This is a genomic window from Hahella sp. NS-SX17 (assembly GCF_057367735.1).
On sequence record NZ_CM170632.1, the window covers coordinates 2,089,589 to 2,108,078 of the forward strand.

Below are 18,490 nucleotides of genomic sequence, written 5' to 3' on the forward strand. Positions count from 1 at the left end.
CGCCGATCGACAAAAGAAAAGAAACATATATGTTTACAATAATGAGCTCACTACTTAAACAGCTAAAAGTACGGTGTCTGGAGCTTGGTCTTAAGCAGAGCGGTATTGTGTTGCACGTAGGTGTCTCCTGCCAGCAGTATCACCGCCTAGAGTCCTGGGTACTCTGGAACTCATTGCAACAGGGCTTAATGAATCACGGAGGTCAATAAACGCCTGTCCGCGGAAGAGGGATAAGCAATAGTCAGAGAGGACGTGGCGGAGAGCGGGCGCGCTCGCATTGGCCATAGACGCTATTGTCGCGCCCTGACGACTTGTTTATCGTTTCCGCTTATGACCTCAACAACCGGAATACGCACGTGACCGACTCCCGACAAGCATTCATCCGCGAGATTTTCAGAGCCGCCGCGGAGGAACAAGAGAAGGACAGGAGCCGGAACATACTTTCCGACGTGTTTGATGCGCTGGAACGTACCTCAAAGGACGAGGGAGAGTTGCTTCAGGACTTAATGGAGATTGTTCTCACCACTGATTTTCCCAGTGAGAGTGAGATGGTCGCGGACATGTTGTTTGCGGCGCTTCTGGCTGTGTTGAATACCGTGGCGGACAAGTGTCCCGACTCCGTGGCGTTTGCGACGGTGAACGACTGGCTTGACGACCGGCTGCTGCGGGCGCTTGATGAGGATGCGGATCTGATGATGGTGCGCCGAACCATTCAAAGCGCCACCTGCGCCCGGTTTGAAATGAGCGAAGGGGTAATTTCCCGGATCGCCGAGATCGAGGCCCGCGACAGCCTTCCCTTTATTGGCGTCCCCACCGTGGAGATGATGGCGGAGGCCGTGCGGGACCTGATTTCCCTAAACCGGTGCAAGACGGAATGGGACTTGCTCCATGTGCTGTCTCACCTGGGAGCGCAAATGCCGGAAGGCGCAAGTATGTCGTACGTACTCGCCTTATTGCAGCTTGAGGCGCCGTGGCGGGATTGCGCCGCCTTGCTCACCGTGGACCCGATCCGCAGGAACCGGGCGGGCGCGCTCGTGGCGTGGCTGCATCCGGATTGTCAGGCGTGCGCCAATGAGACGGACCTTGCACGACTGGTGGCGGCGCGCAAATGGTTGCCAGAGACGGAAAGGGAGTGCATTGACGCCGTGGTGAAAGAGCTGCAACGCCTTGGCGTTGGCGGCGCGGTGGCGGAAACCGCGAAAGCGGAAGTGCTTGGCTGCTACGTGTCTCCGTTTGACTCCATGGGCGCGTTCTACGTGTCCCTGGCGCTGCGGCTTGAAGGAGAATGGAAAACCTGGAGCGCCCGGCTGCAGCAAGGCGTTGGCGTGACCAAAGGCGGGGTGCTCTCATTTCCTGATCGCGAAGCCCTGGATATGCAGATTAAAAACGGCATGCTGCATTTGCTCCTGGAGGCGGTCCCGCTGCCGGTCGCGCAAGCCGTTGTGCGTCACTACTTGCTGCATAACCGCGAGTCGGGCGTGCTGCCCGCGCCAGAGTTGCTGTGGCTGATCAGTCACGTGGAGGGTGAGTGGTCGCTACCGGGGGCGATGGACTTTGAAAGCGTTGCGGAGAAGTTAGAAGAGGCCGGAGAGCTGCCCGCCGATCAGTGGGACTTCGCCAAGGATATGCGCCGGTTGACCCGCCTCTGGATCAGGCCGGAATGGACTCAAGACTATCCCACCAGCGAAGCGTTAGTCCAGGAAGGTTTCGAGCCGCAAAGAGACATGTGGCGGGAGCGAATTCTCTTGTCGGCTTATTTCCTTCAGCAACAATCAGGAAACAAAAAAGATATCGAACTATTGCGGCAGGCCGCCGCCGGTATCGCCGCTGGCAAGGTGTTGATGGACGTCTCCCTGATGCGGGAAATGGCGGAGGCCGCCTTTCATTGGGAGGGTACGCCGATTCAATGGGAAGAAATGCCTCTGGGAGAGATGGCGCGCTTCCACCGCCAGATTTATCAGGACTGATGATTCAACAGTAATAATTACCCAAGGACTCCCCCGTAGACCACATGGCATAACCCCTCTGGCGCCTTGTGTAGGGGTGTTGGCTTTGTTAACTTTTGTTTCAACTATAAGCAATTTTCATTGCGCACAACTCAATACTATTCGCCGCCACCATAACCTCGTCCCGGCTCTATGCCGCTGGGCTCCCTCGCCCGTTTGCCGGAGCGGGGAGCCTGTTGGGCTGAAGACCAACGTTCAATACGACACAAGGAATTTTAAGGATTAATTATGAGTCAAGCCTCTTCCAACTTTACCCGGGTCGGCGTTCCTGGCGCCGGAAAGCAGGTTTATGCTGTCGGTTCCGTTGCAGTTTCCTACCAGAAAATAGTGCAGAAATCTAAAGAGGGTAACTATTGGGCGACCATGGTTCTCAATGAATTTACCCGTCTGACGTCTGGCAAGCTGGGACACAACCATGTTTACGTCAAGCGCCAGACCTTTCCCGGTGGCGTGGAGACCTTTTTCCTCAAGCTGCCCGGCTGTGAGGCGACGGTTAAAGAGCTTCGCGGCGGCTATTACATTGTGCATCTTGAAGTAAGTGACGATTACTTTGCGCTTCAGGAAAAGGGTGGCAAGCCTGGAATGCATTACGCCCATAAGGACAAAAAAGGAATATGGAGTATCACCCATTTGAATAAAGGCCAGTTAAATATAGGGGAGCGTACTTTTAATCTGCAGGCTGGTTTGCCCAACTCCCATTCCATGGATGCCGCTGATAACGCCCTGGTGAGTATTGGCGCGCCAGAAAAACAAATCTTGACTGCGGTAGATCTGGGCTTGGCTCATATAAAGAACAGTCCTTTCAACGACAGCAAGATTGGTGACTACGGTTTCAACTTGGTGTATACCCCGGGCACCGGCGACAAAGGACAGGTAGGCGGATGCATCAGCCTCAAGGAGGCTGTTAATCCCGAGTATGTTGAGCGCCTGATGGAAACCTCCTATATCATCGCCGATTCGATGGAGCAGGCGGAAAAAGCGGGCGTCAAGGTCGCCTGGGTCTCTCACGAAGCCGGCTCGGCCTATCTCACTCAGGCCATGAGCATTGTCCGCAGTCGCGGACTTAGGTTAAGCAAGCAAACTATTTACCTGAGTCGTCCCTTGACCAACCCAGATAAAGCCTACAATTTAAGCCAGGAATTGGGCATGACGTTGAATGCCAAGCTTTCCCACAGCAACTTCAATAATTTGAATGAGCTGGCGGCCGGGGCGGGAAATCTTTGGGGCGTTACCACCAGCATTAAGCGCCTGAGGAAAGACGCCAGCTACAAGACTTTCGACTACTGTAAAGAGGTGGGTGGGGCGATTTTCTCCGCCGGTAATGTTTGGAAAATAGGCGTGGCCGCGACTTCCGGCGTCGCCGCGTACTATGGCGGCCTCTCGGCTGTCGTCACAGCCGTTGGTGCAGGCGCGGGGGTGACGGTGCCCTTCCTTGTCGATAATATGCGCTCGATGGCGCAATGGCCGAACAATCAGGCGGCGATCGAGGGGATGGTCAAACCAAAACTGGAAGCCTGGGTAGCAGGGTTTAGAAAGTAACGCCTAACGCTATGATAGGCGGGAGAATGTAACGATGGGTTTTTTCAATCGGAAGCAAAAAGAAAGCGGGCCTTGTATTCCCATAGGACCTAATTTTAAAAGCGCGAAGCGGCAAAGCACGATTTTATCCGGCTCGAAGTTGTCGATTTGCTTGAATCGGCATACGCCGCTCGTGGCTTCTGAGCCTCAAGTAAAGCCAAAACAGAGCTACAACATATTTACCGACAAAGCATACGAGAAGGATATTGCTTCCGATGAAGAGTACTTTCGGCTGTTGAATTGTAGCTGGAAATTTCGGAAGGCGGTTTTTTCCAGCTATGTTGGGCACCTGGAATTAGTGGTGACGGTCTGGAAGCGTCCCCCTTGCGCTCGGGGCAAATCACTTTTAATTCCCAGTGCGTTTGAAAGTCGTGTACTGGGAGATATTACAAGGAAATATGGTGATAAGTTTTATCATGGTAAAAGTGCGTACGAAGCGCCCTGCAATTGGCGGGGCCACGACCACCTGCCAGTTCCCGCTGTAAGTTATGAAGTGCGCCCAGTTATTGGTCCCGATCATTCTCGCGGTGTGTTCTTTGTATTTCCTCTTGATCACGACGTCCATATCTTCTTTTATTTTGGGTTTGGTCAGTATAAATCAGGCACTCTCGCTCAACAGGACGCTGCGATTTCCCCCGAGCCTCTTTACGAGTTGACTCGGCAGATAATCAACAGCGTCACCTTAGAGCCTTCTGCGTCCTTGAGGGAAGAGATCGAAAAAATAAAACAAAGCTACCCCGACTCTAAACTGAGACGGGAGGTAAAGCCCCTGAAATGGAGTACGCCGGAGCAGGATGCCGAATGGGAGGAGTATCAAAGGCGGGAGGCTGAAAGCAAAAAGTGTTTTGAGCAAATAAGGGAAAAGATGAACAGTCCTGAAGAAAGGGCCCTGCAAGAGATGGTAATGAACGCCTCGGCGGAAGAGCTTGCTCGTCTTACGGAGCAGGCGATGGAGGAGGAGAGGAACAACCCAGACGCAAAGCCGTTCGTGGATGAATTTTCTGCCGAAGAACTCGCTCAGTTTATGGACTTGCCGCCGGAAGAGGAGAAGAAGCAATCCGATGCGGACGCGAAGAATAAAGACCGGGGTTAGCCTTGTTTCCACCCATTCGGCCCAGTCGAGTGTAGGCGGCAAATGCCCATCCCCGGGCTTTTCACATTTCGCCTAATCTTCAATCTCATCAATGACGCCCAGCCTGAGGGCTCACTCCTTACTTATGGATGAGCCTTAACTCATTCTTCCGTCCTTAAAGCGCCTGATAATCACACCTTCATCAATGTGCATGTCTGCGACTGTAACGTCAACACGCCCTTGGGGGACATAGTTTCATCCCTCCTGTAAAAAAATAACATCTGCGCCTAAACTCCTTATTGAGCAATCAAGAATCACTTTGTTTGGGTGTCAGTGTCAAGCATAGTCTCTTCGGATTTTTGTCTCGAATCGTGATGGTGTTAACCTCTCTGTAGAGAAGAGATCCATGGGTAGCATAATATTTTGTAATGGGGACGATAGAGTATGCGGATCAATCAGCCGGTTACTGGCCGTAATTTAGAGTTAGCGCCGGATGTAAATATTTTATCTACGACAACACTCGACAGTTACATCACCTATGTCAATCCCGACTTTATCAAGGTCAGCGGTTTCTCTGAAGAAGAGCTCGTTGGTCAGCCTCACAATTATATTCGTCACCCTGATATGCCCCCCATGGCATTTCAACATATGTGGCAAACACTCAAAGATGGCCGCTCTTGGATGGGGCTAGTAAAAAACCGCTGCAAGAACGGTGATCACTATTGGGTCAGTGCTTACGCGACCCCCATCACGAAAGATGGTCATACAGTTGAATACCAATCGGTACGTACAAGGCCTGCACCTGGTCAAAGTGATGCGGGGGAAAAACTGTATGCAGACATCCGCGCAGGTAGAACGCCAATGGCATGGCGTCTGCCGCGATTAGACGTGCGACTTAAGGTCTCACTACTTTCAACTTCCAGTCTTGTCCCGGCTCTGCTGCTTCTCAGTTACACTTTATCCATCAGTGTTACCGACACCACTATCATAGGCATTTCATTGGGTCTTCTAAATATACTATTTATTTATCTATGGCTATATCCGTTGCACAAATTGGTAAAAAAGGCTCGTGCTATAGCAGATAACCCCCTGAGCCAGCTTCTATACACTGGTCGTTATGACGAGTTTGGCGAAATTGAGTTTGCCATGGCTATGGCGCAGGCAGAAACTACCGCCGTAATTGGACGAATGATTAATGCGGCGAATCAATTGGAAACGCTCACTGAGGAGTTGGTGTCAGATATAGAAGACTGTAATCACAAAACCAATGATCAACAAGTAGAAACTGACCATGTGGCTGCTGCCATAAACGAAATGACAGCAACTATCCAACAGGTAGCTGCAACAACGCAGGAGGCCGCCAATGTAGCAGATCTGGCGGACAAGGAAACGGAACAGGGACAAGAACTTGTCACCAATACAAAACAGTTTATTAGCTCATTGGCAGATGAAATCCATCAAGCGGCGGAAGTGATTCATAACCTAGATAAACATAGCAAGAAAATATCTACCATCCTCAATACTATTCAAGATATCGCTGAACAAACTAACCTGCTCGCATTGAACGCCGCGATAGAGGCTGCTCGTGCAGGAGAAATGGGACGCGGCTTCGCGGTCGTTGCCGACGAAGTGAGGCAACTCGCTTCTCGTACTCAGCAATCTACAACCGACACACAACAAATGATCAATGCACTACAAACAGATGTTCGATCAGCCGTAGATGCTATGGAGGTCAGTCGCGCAAAAGCCAATTGCAGCGTAGAACATGCCCATCAGGCAGCAGAAAAACTATCTGTAATCAGTTGCCGGGTTAATCAAATATCAGACATCAGTACACAAATTGCCAGCGCTATAGAACAACAAAGCGTTGTTAGCGAAGGTATCAATAACAGCATTGTTACAATTCGTGATGCAGCTAATGACAATGCCTCTGCAGGACAGCATAACCGGCAGAGAGCGGAAGATGTGGCACTTCTGACCTCCACCTTACAAGATTTGGCAAAGCAATTTTGGGAGAAAAGGATATAAAAGACAACTTGGTTGACCAAACTCACTTTAAATAGGACTCACTTGGTCTCACCTATCTCCTGTTAAAGAAAAGCTTTCAGATTTATAAGAGATACTGCCTTGCGATATAGCATCAAATGTTGCCTCATTTCAGAAGAGGGGGGGCAACCCAGGCAAATCGCGCTATATGGTTGAATACTAGACGGTAAATTCATAGAGTACGCCCCTTTTTCTCCCCTAATAAGGACTGTTATGGGCTCTTCTTTAATTGATGGCGTTAAACACCATTTCTCCAGCCTTCCTGATCCTCGTCGAGAGACGCTCAATATGCGGCATAATTTCTATGATGTTCTCACCATCGCGCTCTGCGAGATCATCTGTGGCGCTGACGATTGGGCTTGAGAGCGAAGGCGGCCAGAAAGTTTAAGGCCACCACTCACTCTAGGCATAGCCTGCCTGTGGCGGAAAACCTTCTTCAGCAGGACTTTAATGCAACGGAGATAAATTAAAAATGGGCGGGTGACATCAGTGTGCCGCAGCAAGCTGCGGGATTGTGACCCTTCGTCATCGGCATACAGGTGCTGATGACAAACCACCTCATGCGGCGATGGCCAAAAGCCGTGGTCGTGAGCGATAAGGAAAAGGCGCCAATAAGGCGTCAGGTGTGAAACAGGAAGACGAACAACCGTGAACCGCCGTTCAGATGATGGTGTGATCCACTGTAAAAGCCAGCGTCAAGCTGAATGGGTGCTTGCCCAAGTCAGTCAGCGATTGGTTGACTGTGGCTTGCAGATCCATCCGGGGAAAACGCGCATTGTGTATTGTAAGGATGTCAATCGTACGAACAATCACGAGAGCATCGAGTTCAGCTTTCTGGGTTACAGTTTTCGTCCTCGAAAAGCAGTGGACAAATACGGACGCGTTTACGTCAACTTCTTGCCAGCAGTCAGTCCAGCAGCCTTGAAAGACATGCGGCGGGAAATTCGTAGTTGGCGCTTGCAGTTAAAGAACGACAAGTCGCTGATGGATTTATCGCGCATGTTTAACCCTGTACTGAGAGGATGGTGGCAATACTATGGACGGTTCTATCGTTCAAAGCCGGAGGCTGTTGGTAAGGGCTTCTATGGATATCTGGTTCGGTGGCTAATGCGCAAGTTCAAATCCTTCGCAAGGCGCAAAACCAGAGCATGGCGATACCTTGATACGCTGAAACAACGTTACCCGCACGCCTTCGCGCACTGGAGTAACCAAGCAAAAGGCCGAATGATGGGAGCCGTATGACGCGAGAGTGTCACGTACGGTTCTGCGAGGGGCTGGCGGTGAGAGTCCGCCGGCCTACTCACCCCTATTTGTGGACGGAAGAAGGTTGGCTGTATCTAGCCGTCGTTGGGCTATGAGTACGCGAATGAAATCGGAGCTGGTCTGCGACGCCTTGCGGATGGCGTTGTGGCGTCGGCGTCAGCCCAAAGGGGTGATCGTCCATTCAGATCGAGGTTCCCAATATTGCTCAGAAGCCTATCAGACGCTGATTCAGGCGCACGGGCTTCGTTGCAGCATGAGCGGTAAAGGCAATTGCTATGACAATGCCTGTGTGGAAAGCTTCTTTCACTCCCTGAAAGTAGAAGCGATTCACGGAGAGCGGTACGCAACCCGACAAGAAATGCGTGAAGCCGTGTTTGAGTATATCGAAGTGGATTACAATCGAACCCGCCTTCACAGCGCAAATGGGTATCTCAGCCCAGAGAGTTATGAAGCATCGAAAGTCGCTTAATGGTGTGTCTAATCTTTGTGGGCAGGATCATTTTCGCGCTTACCAGCAAGATCCGGACAGGGTTGTTCGCTGGAAACAAGAAGAATAACCGCGTATTCGCCAATTAGTGAAAGCTGCGGACGAGGCGATTATTCGTTCGGACTATCACAGCGGAACGACGTGGTCGATTAAAGGATTGACGCCAGAAGTGAGGCGCGTTTTGGGCTTAACTAAGTTTCCACGGCGTCGGCCAGAGGCGAGTTTCATTTCAAGGTGATAGAAGGAAAGCTCACACTGATTCAAAGTTTATTTAGACATCCAGAACTGAAATATATTATGGCTTAGTGATCGGATACTTAATTTACGGGTTAGTAAGTTTGTTAAAGCGGAAGACAAACATTTCTTGCATACCACCTTAGTGATAGCTGCAAGCTTAACCCTAACCCCTTTGATATGCATCAATAAGAGATCAAACAGACCCTTTTAACCTTGGGGCGGCAATGCTGTCACGCCGCACGCCAGGAGTTATAACGTGGAATCTTCGTTCAAAGGTTGCTTACGGTGGGTCTTTCTTACCGTACTTCTGCTGTTAACGCCAACTTGGAGTTACGCTGAGGAAGGGCTGACGGCGATTGAGGCGCAACGCATCAACGAGATATTTCCTCAGGCTGACGTCATCTCAGATCCCCTGGGCGATCCTCCAGTCCGCACAATCAGTCGGGGCAATCACACGCTGGGTTACGCTTACCAAACCCATGACGTTTTTCAGATTCCCGCCTACTCAGGCAAGCCCATCAATCTTCATATCATTCTTGACGCTGAAGGGACCATTAAAGACGCAGTCGTTCTGGAACATCATGAGCCGATCCTGTTAGTCGGCATTCCTGAGCAAAAGCTGTTTGATTTTGTCGCCGGCTATCAAGAAGTTGGCGCAAACGATCGGGTGGTGGTGGGGCATTCAGACTCCGCGACCAAAAGCGTGGATGCGATTACCGGCGCCACGGTTACCGTTATGGTGGTGAATGAGTCAATCATGCGCTCGGTTCGTAAAGTGGCGACGTCTCTAGGCCTGATCAACGCCAACGCCGCAGCGCCGATACGTGGGGAAGTGTTGGAGGATTTATTCAATGCCGCCGATTGGACTCAATTGACAGGCGTCGGAGCGATACGTCGGCTACATCTGAGTCGCGGGCAGGTGGATGAGTCGTTTCGGGGTACTGCAGCGGAAGGCGTCGACGACGCTCCGCCCGATTCAATGGATGAAACCTTTATCAACTTGTACTACGCCTATCTGAATGCGCCCACGATAGGCCGCAACCTGCTTGGCGAAAGCCAGTATCGCTGGTTGATGGAGGAACTAAAGCCAGGCGAGCACGCCATTGCCGTGATGGCGGAAGGACTTTACTCCTTCAAAGGATCGGGTTATGTGCGCGGCGGGATATTCGACAGAGTGCAGTTGCGTCAGCGCGGCGACATTATCAGTTTTCGCGATCTTGATTATTACCGCTTAAGCGACGTCTACGCTGAGGGCATGCCGGAATTTCGGGAAATGGCGATCTTTGTCGTTCGCTCACACTATGATTTCGATCCTGGCGGCTCCTGGGAGCTTGAGCTGCTGGTGCGCAGGCAAACGGGTCCGGTGGAGGGCGTATTCTCAAGCTTCTCCGCGTCCTATCAGATACCCGACGCCTACGTGAGCAGACCTGCGCCGTTAGTGGTGGATGAACCTGACCCTGAGCCCCTTTGGATCAGCATTTGGCGCAATAAAAGCATGCAGATTGGCGTAGTGATCGTCAGTCTGGCGCTGCTGCTGGTCATTCTGTTTCTGCAGGACTATTTCGTACGCTTTCCACGCTTACTCCATCACTTACGGCGCATTTACCTTCTCTACACGGTGGTTTTCCTTGGCTGGTACGCGCTGGGGCAACTGTCCATCGTCAACGTTCTGACCTTTACACACGCGGTCATGCAGGATTTTCACTGGGAGTTATTCCTGATTGATCCTGTGATTTTTATTTTGTGGACATTTACCGCCGCGACCATTCTGTTATGGGGACGCGGCGTATTCTGTGGCTGGCTCTGTCCTTTCGGCGCTCTGCAGGAGCTGATCAATGAAGCCGCGCGCAAGATAAAGATCCCCCAATTTGACCTGCCGTTCGGGCTCCACGAGCGTTTGTGGGCGGTGAAATACATCATCTTGCTGGCTTTGTTCGGAGTGTCGTTGGAATCCATGGCGACGGCGGAGAAATATGCGGAGGTGGAGCCTTTTAAAACCTCGATAACGCTGCTTTTCAACCGGGAATGGTGGTTTGTCGCCTACGCTGGCGTATTGCTCCTCATTAACGTTTTCACCCGCAAGTTTTACTGCCGCTACATCTGTCCATTAGGGGCGGCATTGGCGATTCCCACTAAATTCCGTCTGTTTGATTGGCTAAAGCGGCGAAAAGAGTGCGGGAACCCCTGTCAACTCTGCGCCGTGGAGTGCGAAATTCAGGCGATTCATCCTGATGGCCGCATCAACGCCAATGAGTGTCATCATTGCCTTGACTGCCAGATGACCTATCACAACGAGCGTAAATGTCCGCCGCTGGTGCTGAAAAACAAACGCCAGCGCAAGAATGCCGCTGCGCCCAGGCCGGAACAAATCCCGGCGACGCAACTGGACGGCTGATTCCATTGATGAACAGGAGCTTAACTATGAAAGATGCAGACAAATCGTCACACACTACGCCGGATGCCGGGGACTCTGGAATCAGTCGTCGCGGCTTCCTTGGCGGAGCGGCGGTGACAGGCGTATCCGCGGTTACCGGAATGGCTGCGATGACGGGTTTCGGTTCTTCCATCATGAGCCCCGAATCCTGGGCGGCGGCGGTAAAGACCGCGCATCAGAAAGCCTCGGTGGAGCCTGGAGAGCTGGATGAATACTATGGCTTTTGGAGCGGAGGCCATTCAGGGGAAGTGAGGGTGTTGGGGGTTCCTTCCATGCGCGAATTAATGCGCATCCCCGTATTCAATGTGGATTCCGCCACAGGATGGGGCCTGACCAATGAGAGTAAACAAGTGCTGGGAGAGTCAGCGCGGTTTTCCAATGGCGACGCCCACCATCCTCATGTGTCCATGACGGATGGGCGGTATGACGGCAAATATCTGTTTATCAACGACAAAGCCAATACCCGGGTGGCGCGTATCCGCCTGGACATCATGAAGTGCGATAAAATCACCACCATTCCCAATGTGCAGGCGATCCATGGTTTGCGGCTACAGAAAGTTCCCCGCACCAAGTATGTGTTTTGCAATGCTGAGTTTGTGATTCCACAGCCCAATGACGGCACAGACATGGAAAATCTGGAAAATCATTACACCATGTTCAATGCTGTAGACGCGGACACCATGGAAGTCGCCTGGCAGGTCATTGTCGACGGGAATCTGGACAACACCGATGCGGACTACTCTGGTAAGTATGTCGCCTCAACGTGCTATAACTCCGAAAAAGGATTGCTATTGACGGATACCATGCGCAATGAGCGCGACTGGGTCGTGGTGTTCAACGTCCCGAGAATTGAGGCTGCCATTAAGGCGGGTAACTTCAAAACGATTGGCGACGCCAAAACGCCGGTGGTGGATGGTCGTCATGGTTCTGAGCTGACCCGTTACATCCCCGTTCCTAAAAACCCACACGGACTAAATACCTCCCCTGACGGCAAGTACTTCATGGCCAATGGAAAGCTGTCGCCCACGGTCTCCATCATCGCCATCGATAAGCTGGATGACCTGTTTGACGGCAAGTTTAAAGACGAGCGCGACGTCATTGTAGGCGAACCGGAGCTGGGCCTGGGGCCGCTGCACACCACCTTCGACGGCCGCGGTTTTGCTTACACGACGCTGTTTATAGACAGTCAGGTGGCGAAGTGGAATATCGCCGAAGCCATACGCGCTTATAACGGAGAGAAGGTTAACTATATTAAGCAGAAGCTGGACGTACAGTACCAGCCGGGGCACAACCACGCCAGTCTGACCGAGTCCCGGGATGCTGATGGAAAGTGGCTGGTGGTGCTCTGCAAGTTCTCAAAAGACCGTTTCCTTCCTGCGGGGCCGCTGCATCCAGAGAATGATCAGTTAATCGATATCTCTGGGGACGAGATGGCTTTGGTCCATGATGGACCAACCTACGCTGAACCTCATGACTGTATATTGGTGCGTCGGGACCAGATCCGCCCACTGAAAATATGGAGCCGGGATGACCCATTCTTCGCCTCCGCCGTGACGCAAGCCAAAAAGGATGGAATTACTTTAGAGACGGATAACAAGGTTATTCGCGACGGTAATAAAGTGCGCGTGTACATGACCTCCGTCGCGCCAATCTACGGCCTCACTGAGTTTCGGGTGAAACAGGGAGATGAAGTCACCGTTTACATTACCAATATGGATATGGTGGAGGATGTCTCCCATGGTTTCTGTATGGTGAATCATGGGGTCAGTATGGAAATCAGTCCCCAGCAGACCTCATCCGTCACTTTTGTGGCGTCTGAGCCGGGCGTGCATTGGTATTACTGTAATTGGTTCTGCCACGCCCTGCATATGGAAATGCGCGGCCGTATGATTGTAGAAAAGGCTTGAGGCTCGGACATCCCATGCGCGGATTCCTGTCACGGCTGACTTCTGGCTTTAGCCTGACGCAGGCGTCATTCCTGTGCCTTGCGGCGGGATATGCGTCGGCGACTCTGCAAGAGTTGCCGATGATCCAGGCGACCGATGGAGAATGGGTGCTGCCGGAGGGCGTTTATGAAGGCAATTTCGCCGTTTCCCGCAGCCTTCATTTTCGTTGCCTGCCTGGCGCGGTCATCAACGCCGGCGGTCAGGGGCACGGGCTCCGTCTCAGGGCGCCGGACATAACCGTCCGCGACTGTGAGATTCAAAACTGGGGACGTAATCTGACAAACCTGGACGCCGGTATTTTCATTGAGCGTCAAGCCGCTGGAACGATGGTGGAGAACGTCCGTCTGAGCGGGCCGGGATTTGGCGTCTGGGTAGACGCCACTCCCAACGTCACCTTGCGCGGCAACCAAATACAAGGTGACGTCAGCGTGCGTTCACAAGATCGCGGCAATGGCATTCATCTGTTCGCCGTCACCGGCGCTCTCGTTGAAGGTAATGAGGTGTCGCAAACGCGGGATGGCATCTACATCGACACATCCAACAATAACACCCTGGCCGACAACTTCCTGCACGATCTGCGTTACGGGGTGCATTACATGTATTCACACGATAATGCGGTGCTGAATAACTGTACCTTGCGCACCCGCACAGGCTATGCGCTGATGCAGAGTCGTAAACTGACCGTAGAGGGAAACTATTCCGAACAGGATCAGAACTACGGCATTCTGATGAATTACATCACCTATTCCACTTTGCGCAACAACCAGGTCGTCGGCGTGAAGCAGGGAGGAATGGCGGGGGTAGGGGTGGATGGCGCTGAAGGTAAGGCCTTATTCGTTTATAACTCACCGTTTAACGTGTTTGAGCGCAACCGCTTTGAAAAGAGCGATATTGGCGTCCATCTGACGGCAGGCTCAGAAGATAACTTAGTGGGGGGGAATGCGTTTATTCATAATCGGCGTCAAGTGAAATACGTAGCGACACGCCTGCAAGAGTGGTCAACCAATGGAAAAGGAAATTTCTGGAGCGATTATCTGGGATGGGATCGTAACGCCGATGGGATTGGCGATGTTCCCTATGAACCCAATGATAACGTGGACCGACTCTTATGGACCTACCCACAAGCCCGATTGCTGATGCACAGCCCATCCATCGACGTCTTGCGTTGGGCGCAACAGGCCTTTCCCGTAGTGAAGTCTCCTGGCGTCAGGGATAGTGCCCCGTTGATGCGGAATACAGTACAACATGAAGCACAAACGGCTTGCCGTAAAAAGGGGAGGGGGAAATAGCATGATTCACCTGGAAGGGGTTAGCCAGTACTACGGCCGTCATCAGGTTCTGCATGACCTCAATCTGACTTTGGGGGAAGGCGAAGTGCTGGGATTATTCGGACATAACGGCGCCGGCAAAACGACGACGATTAAACTCATACTTGGATTGCTCCGTCCAGATCGCGGCAATGTGCTCACCCTGGGGCGAAGCCCGAATCAGGTGGATATGCGCCGTCAGATCGGCTATCTGCCAGAAAATGTCATGTTCTATCCGCAACTAAGCGGACTGGAGACCTTGCGTTACTTCGCGCGGCTTAAACAAGCGCCTTTGACCCAGGTGAAAAGCCTGCTGGAACAAGTGGGACTGTCGGAAGCGGCGAACCAGAAAGTCAAAACCTACTCAAAAGGCATGCGACAACGTCTCGGGCTTGCTCAGGCGCTATTGGGCGAACCCCGGCTGCTCCTGCTGGATGAGCCGACCGTGGGGCTCGACCCTATTGCAACCGCTGATTTGTATGAATTGGTGGATGGACTGCGATGTCGGGGCGCAGGAGTCATTTTATGCTCCCATGTGTTGCCTGGAGTGGAGCCTCATATTGACCGGGCGGCGATCCTCGCCCATGGGCGTCTGCGGGCGGATGGCTCTCTGGGTGAATTGCGCCGTCAGGCGCAGGCCCCGATTCGGGTCAGGTTGTCGGGCGTCAAGCACCGGGACCAATGTTTGGAGCGCTGGAAAGACCAGATTCCCAATATGCGTCCGGTTAACGCCCATAGTTTGGAAATCGCCACCGACGCGCAACATAAGCTGGAACTGCTGAAAGTATTGCTGACCAGCATCCAGGTAGAGGATGTGGATATCCACCAGCCCGGCCTGGAGGACTTGTATCGGTATTTCATCGCCGATGACCCTGCGCAAACAGAGGAGAAGCGGCAATGAGACAGATCTGGCGCATCGCCCAAAAAGAGGTCAGCGACGGCTTACGCAACCGCTGGCTGCTCGCTATCACCATGACGTTTGCGATACTGGCGATTGGCATTGCCTGGTTTGGCTCCGCGGCGTCAGGTCAAATCGGGTTCTCCAGTGTGGAGACCACTATCGCCAGTCTCACCAGTCTGGCCAGCTTTCTGATTCCCCTCATTGCACTGTTGGTAGCCTATGACGCGATAGTCGGAGAGGATGAAGGCGGAACCTTATTATTGCTGTTGACTTACCCCCTGAGTCGAATGCACTTGTTAATAGGAAAGTTTTGCGGCCATAGCATAATTCTTGGTTTGGCTGCAGTAACAGGTTTCGGCGCCGCCGCTCTGGCGATTGTCATCTTCGCCGAAGGGGTCGTTGTCAGTGAAGTGTTAGCGGCTTTCGGCCGCTTTATCCTGTCATCCACACTACTGGGATGGTCGTTTCTGGCGCTTGCCTATCTTGTCAGCGCGCTGGTGACGGAGAAAAAACGCGCCGCCGGGTTGGCGTTGTCGTGTTGGTTCCTGTTTGTGCTGGTGTTTGATCTGGCTTTATTGGCGATTCTGACTTCCACCGAAGGTGGAATGAGCCCTGAGACTCTTCCCTGGCTACTAATGCTTAATCCGACGGATATCTATCGTCTCATCAATCTGACGGCGATGAATGGGTTTGGCGGAGTCAGCGGCGCGCTGGCGATCGGAGCGGATTTGCCTCTGACGCATGGGTTGTGGCTCGGTCTGGCGGTATGGGTGGCCGCGCCTCTTCTGCTGGCGCACATCGCCTTTACGCGAAGAGCGATTTAGTGGCCCAAATCCGCCAGAAAGCGAAGCAGGTTGTGATCTTTAATACTTATTCACAGAAGCAGGTGATATGGTGCTTGGAATATATGAATGGACGCTGAAGTCCTCCTTGGGTGTTTTACTAATTCTCGTACTACTTGGCCTTACTGGCTGCCGCGATCCCGTCAGCGACGCCAGTGCGCAATTGTCGGCGGTACACTTTGAACCGGAAGACGAATGTCACATCTGCGGGATGGTGATCGCCAGGCTGCCTGGCCCCAAAGGTGAGGCGGTGCTTGCTGATGGTCAAGTATTTAAGTTTTGCTCGACCTATGAGCTTTTCACTTGGTTGCTTCAACCAGAAAATCGGCGCCCGGGCTCCGCCGTATTTGTGCATGACATGTCGCGCACGGATTGGAATACGCCAGACAATGACCACCTTATAAACGCCAAGACTGCTTCATATGTGTTGGGCGCAAAGATTAAATCAGGAATGGGGCCGTCCCTGGCGTCATTTAAAAGCGAAGAAGATGCGAAAGCATTCATGGCTGTTCACGGCGGTCGTTTATTGGGGTATGGGCAGATTAATCTGGAGAGCCTCAACCGTAGAGACGACTAGACGACCAAATGATGAGCCAGCGCGGTTAGCCGCAGGAGACAGGGCCTGCTCCAGCTGATTTTCTCAATATGGCGCTGAGTTCCTCTCAAGACTTCCAGTCAAGCCAAGTAATAGCCAATCGTCCACATGCTTGCATGGCGTCTTCAGTGAAAGAATTCAATGCGATGGGACTGATTGCAGGCGAGAGGTTGACCGGCGCTTATAACGCCGCGTCCCCACAAAGGCAGTTCTTCGCGTTTCAGATAAATTTCTTTTTCCTCATCCATTTTGACCCAGGTGCCATTGGTGCTGTGATCCACTAAAACAAACTTTCCTCGTCGATACTCAATCCAGAAATGCTTCCTGGAAGTATATTGAACCTGCAATATCAAATCACATATATCCTGGTCTCTCCCCACGTTAAAGCTATCCAGCTGTGGCGACAGCACAATATCCCTGCGCTGATAGACCAAGTGCATTCCCTTACTGGTCGTATGCGATTTCAGATCATGATTGTCAAAGCTGATCATGGTTGAGAAGCCGCTGTCGCCGCCGCTTTGACGCCAGTCGACAAGATACAGGATAGAGTCTCTCTGGAATGATTTTATTTTTACGCAGTCAAAAGTGGTTATTTGAGCTTGGAACTCGGCGGACAGGACTGCGGCGGCTTCCTCGCTAACGACAATTTGTTTGGCGTTGGCGATTGAAACCATGCGGGCGGCTGTATTGACGGTATCGCCGAAAATATCATTTCTCTCGACAATAACCGGTCCATAATGAATGCCTATCTTTACTGACAGACGGGGACCACTATTCACACTCGGCTCCAGTTCCCTTTGGATAGCGCAAGCGGTCTTGACAGCCTTATCCACAGTGTGGAATCGCACCATCAGTTCGTCGCCGATGGTTTTAACCACCGTCCCGCCGTGCTCCTCCGCAAGACGCTGCATAAGATAGAAGCAGGAGAAGACCGCCTCCTTCGCTCTTTTATCTCCAATCTGCTTGTATAGACAGGAACTGCCTGCAATATCGGCAAATAATACGGCGGAACTCTGAGCCATGGCGATTACCGAATGTTATTCAGTCAATATAAATATCCATAACTCGTCAAACATCTTTCCTTGGATTAGTTTAGGTATAGCACGGAATGATAAAGCAACAAGGCGCTTTATCATGCTTTCTGGTAATGGATTGGTAACACACAAATTTATTTTGTTACCGTTATAACTGTAATTATCCTTAAGTGAAAAATAATGTGAAAGTTCTTATACTTTTCGGAACTTGATGGAACTTGATGGAACTTGATGGAACTTGTGGCGAGAATAAATCAATTTGCAAACTATCACATTCCAGCGTCGGCAGGCGACGGTAGATCTACGATAATGAAACAGGCCTTCAAGTCATCTTTAAAGGTGATTTTAAGGTTAATCGCAACGACAGTTTTGAAGGCAGGGAAAATCGAGACTTCAGATGAAAAAATGGGATACCAATAACGAACTAATCAGCATATATGGGAAATCGCCGCTTGATTCAAAGAGCCCCCTAAATCTGGGAGACATGGTGACTTTAACATCCCATGGCGGGATATGTTGGATTACCGTTAAAGTTGTCAAAATTGATTGCGATGAGACTACTGGATTGATCGTTGATACGTCAGGCCCGATAAATTCCTACTACGATGCTGATGTTACTCCAGGGTGTCATATATTGGTTTCAAGACGGAAAATGTCAAAATTCTTGTCAGGCAAAATGAGTCTCAATAACCACAGAGATACTATTATTATTAATCCGGCTCGTCGCCTGATTATTAACATG

At 51.6% G+C, this 18,490-nt stretch carries 12 protein-coding genes and 3 pseudogenes; 14 read left to right on the forward strand and 1 reads right to left on the reverse strand.

Going from position 1 to position 18,490, the window contains the following annotated elements:
* Positions 1-356: 356 nt before the first annotated feature.
* The 14 genes and pseudogenes from AC2IBB_RS09455 to AC2IBB_RS09520 all read left to right on the forward strand — a co-directional run bounded on the left by AC2IBB_RS09455 (position 357) and on the right by AC2IBB_RS09520 (position 16,696).
* Positions 357-1,967, forward strand: coding sequence for a hypothetical protein (locus AC2IBB_RS09455; RefSeq protein WP_486332629.1), 1,611 nt, complete (start codon positions 357-359; stop codon positions 1,965-1,967).
* A 267-nt stretch (positions 1,968-2,234) separates the two neighbouring features.
* Positions 2,235-3,545, forward strand: a complete 1,311-nt coding sequence (locus tag AC2IBB_RS09460; RefSeq protein ID WP_486332630.1) for a hypothetical protein — start codon at positions 2,235-2,237, stop codon at positions 3,543-3,545.
* A gap of 34 nt (positions 3,546-3,579) precedes the next feature.
* Positions 3,580-4,677, forward strand: coding sequence for a hypothetical protein (locus AC2IBB_RS09465; protein ID WP_486332631.1), 1,098 nt, complete (start codon positions 3,580-3,582; stop codon positions 4,675-4,677).
* A 423-nt stretch (positions 4,678-5,100) separates the two neighbouring features.
* Positions 5,101-6,684 carry a methyl-accepting chemotaxis protein gene (locus tag AC2IBB_RS09470; RefSeq protein ID WP_486332632.1) on the forward strand — a complete coding sequence of 528 codons (1,584 nt, stop codon included), beginning with the start codon at positions 5,101-5,103 and terminating at the stop codon, positions 6,682-6,684.
* 231 nt (positions 6,685-6,915) lie between these two features.
* A pseudogene (locus tag AC2IBB_RS09475) lies at positions 6,916-7,059 on the forward strand (transposase family protein); the annotation flags it as partial.
* Positions 7,053-7,169 (forward strand): annotated as a pseudogene (locus tag AC2IBB_RS09480) (IS3 family transposase); the annotation flags it as partial. The pseudogenes AC2IBB_RS09475 and AC2IBB_RS09480, both read left to right, overlap by 7 nt.
* A gap of 181 nt (positions 7,170-7,350) precedes the next feature.
* Complete coding sequence (locus AC2IBB_RS09485) at positions 7,351-7,944, forward strand: group II intron maturase-specific domain-containing protein (RefSeq protein WP_486332633.1); 594 nt, start codon at positions 7,351-7,353, stop codon at positions 7,942-7,944.
* 65 nt (positions 7,945-8,009) lie between these two features.
* Positions 8,010-8,434 (forward strand): annotated as a pseudogene (locus tag AC2IBB_RS09490) (IS3 family transposase); the annotation flags it as partial.
* Positions 8,435-8,945: 511 nt separating this feature from the next.
* The gene (gene nosR, locus AC2IBB_RS09495) at positions 8,946-11,084 is read left to right on the forward strand and encodes a transcriptional regulator NosR (protein WP_486332634.1); all 2,139 of its coding nucleotides are present in this window, start codon (positions 8,946-8,948) and stop codon (positions 11,082-11,084) included.
* Positions 11,085-11,110: 26 nt separating this feature from the next.
* Complete coding sequence (gene nosZ, locus AC2IBB_RS09500; protein WP_486332635.1) at positions 11,111-13,030, forward strand: TAT-dependent nitrous-oxide reductase; 1,920 nt, start codon at positions 11,111-11,113, stop codon at positions 13,028-13,030.
* 14 nt (positions 13,031-13,044) lie between these two features.
* Positions 13,045-14,358 carry a nitrous oxide reductase family maturation protein NosD gene (locus AC2IBB_RS09505; protein ID WP_486332636.1) on the forward strand — a complete coding sequence of 438 codons (1,314 nt, stop codon included), beginning with the start codon at positions 13,045-13,047 and terminating at the stop codon, positions 14,356-14,358.
* A gap of 1 nt (position 14,359) precedes the next feature.
* A complete protein-coding gene (locus AC2IBB_RS09510) occupies positions 14,360-15,277 on the forward strand; it encodes an ABC transporter ATP-binding protein (protein WP_011397205.1) in 918 nt (305 codons plus the stop codon).
* The gene (locus AC2IBB_RS09515; protein WP_486332637.1) at positions 15,274-16,101 is read left to right on the forward strand and encodes an ABC transporter permease; all 828 of its coding nucleotides are present in this window, start codon (positions 15,274-15,276) and stop codon (positions 16,099-16,101) included. Before AC2IBB_RS09510 ends, AC2IBB_RS09515 begins: the two co-directional genes overlap by 4 nt.
* A 67-nt stretch (positions 16,102-16,168) precedes the next feature.
* Complete coding sequence (locus AC2IBB_RS09520; protein ID WP_486332638.1) at positions 16,169-16,696, forward strand: nitrous oxide reductase accessory protein NosL; 528 nt, start codon at positions 16,169-16,171, stop codon at positions 16,694-16,696.
* Between the two features lie 143 nt (positions 16,697-16,839).
* On the opposite strand, the gene AC2IBB_RS09525 is transcribed toward AC2IBB_RS09520, so the two are convergent.
* Entirely contained in the window at positions 16,840-17,736 is an 897-nt protein-coding gene (locus AC2IBB_RS09525; RefSeq protein WP_486332639.1) for an adenylate/guanylate cyclase domain-containing protein, read from the reverse strand.
* Between the last annotated feature and the right edge of the window lie 754 nt (positions 17,737-18,490).

Excerpts from the sequence above, each read along its gene's own strand:
- AC2IBB_RS09460 (WP_486332630.1), top strand. The coding sequence starts at position 2,235 with ATGAGTCAAGCCTCTTCCAACTTTACCCGGGTCGGCGTTCCTGGCGCC.
- AC2IBB_RS09465 (WP_486332631.1), top strand. The coding sequence starts at position 3,580 with ATGGGTTTTTTCAATCGGAAGCAAAAAGAAAGCGGGCCTTGTATTCCC.
- AC2IBB_RS09470 (WP_486332632.1), top strand. The coding sequence starts at position 5,101 with ATGCGGATCAATCAGCCGGTTACTGGCCGTAATTTAGAGTTAGCGCCG.
- nosZ (WP_486332635.1), top strand. The coding sequence starts at position 11,111 with ATGAAAGATGCAGACAAATCGTCACACACTACGCCGGATGCCGGGGAC.
- AC2IBB_RS09505 (WP_486332636.1), top strand. The coding sequence starts at position 13,045 with ATGCGCGGATTCCTGTCACGGCTGACTTCTGGCTTTAGCCTGACGCAG.
- AC2IBB_RS09510 (WP_011397205.1), top strand. The coding sequence starts at position 14,360 with ATGATTCACCTGGAAGGGGTTAGCCAGTACTACGGCCGTCATCAGGTT.
- AC2IBB_RS09515 (WP_486332637.1), top strand. The coding sequence starts at position 15,274 with ATGAGACAGATCTGGCGCATCGCCCAAAAAGAGGTCAGCGACGGCTTA.
- AC2IBB_RS09520 (WP_486332638.1), top strand. The coding sequence starts at position 16,169 with ATGGTGCTTGGAATATATGAATGGACGCTGAAGTCCTCCTTGGGTGTT.
- AC2IBB_RS09525 (WP_486332639.1), bottom strand. The coding sequence starts at position 17,736 with ATGGCTCAGAGTTCCGCCGTATTATTTGCCGATATTGCAGGCAGTTCC.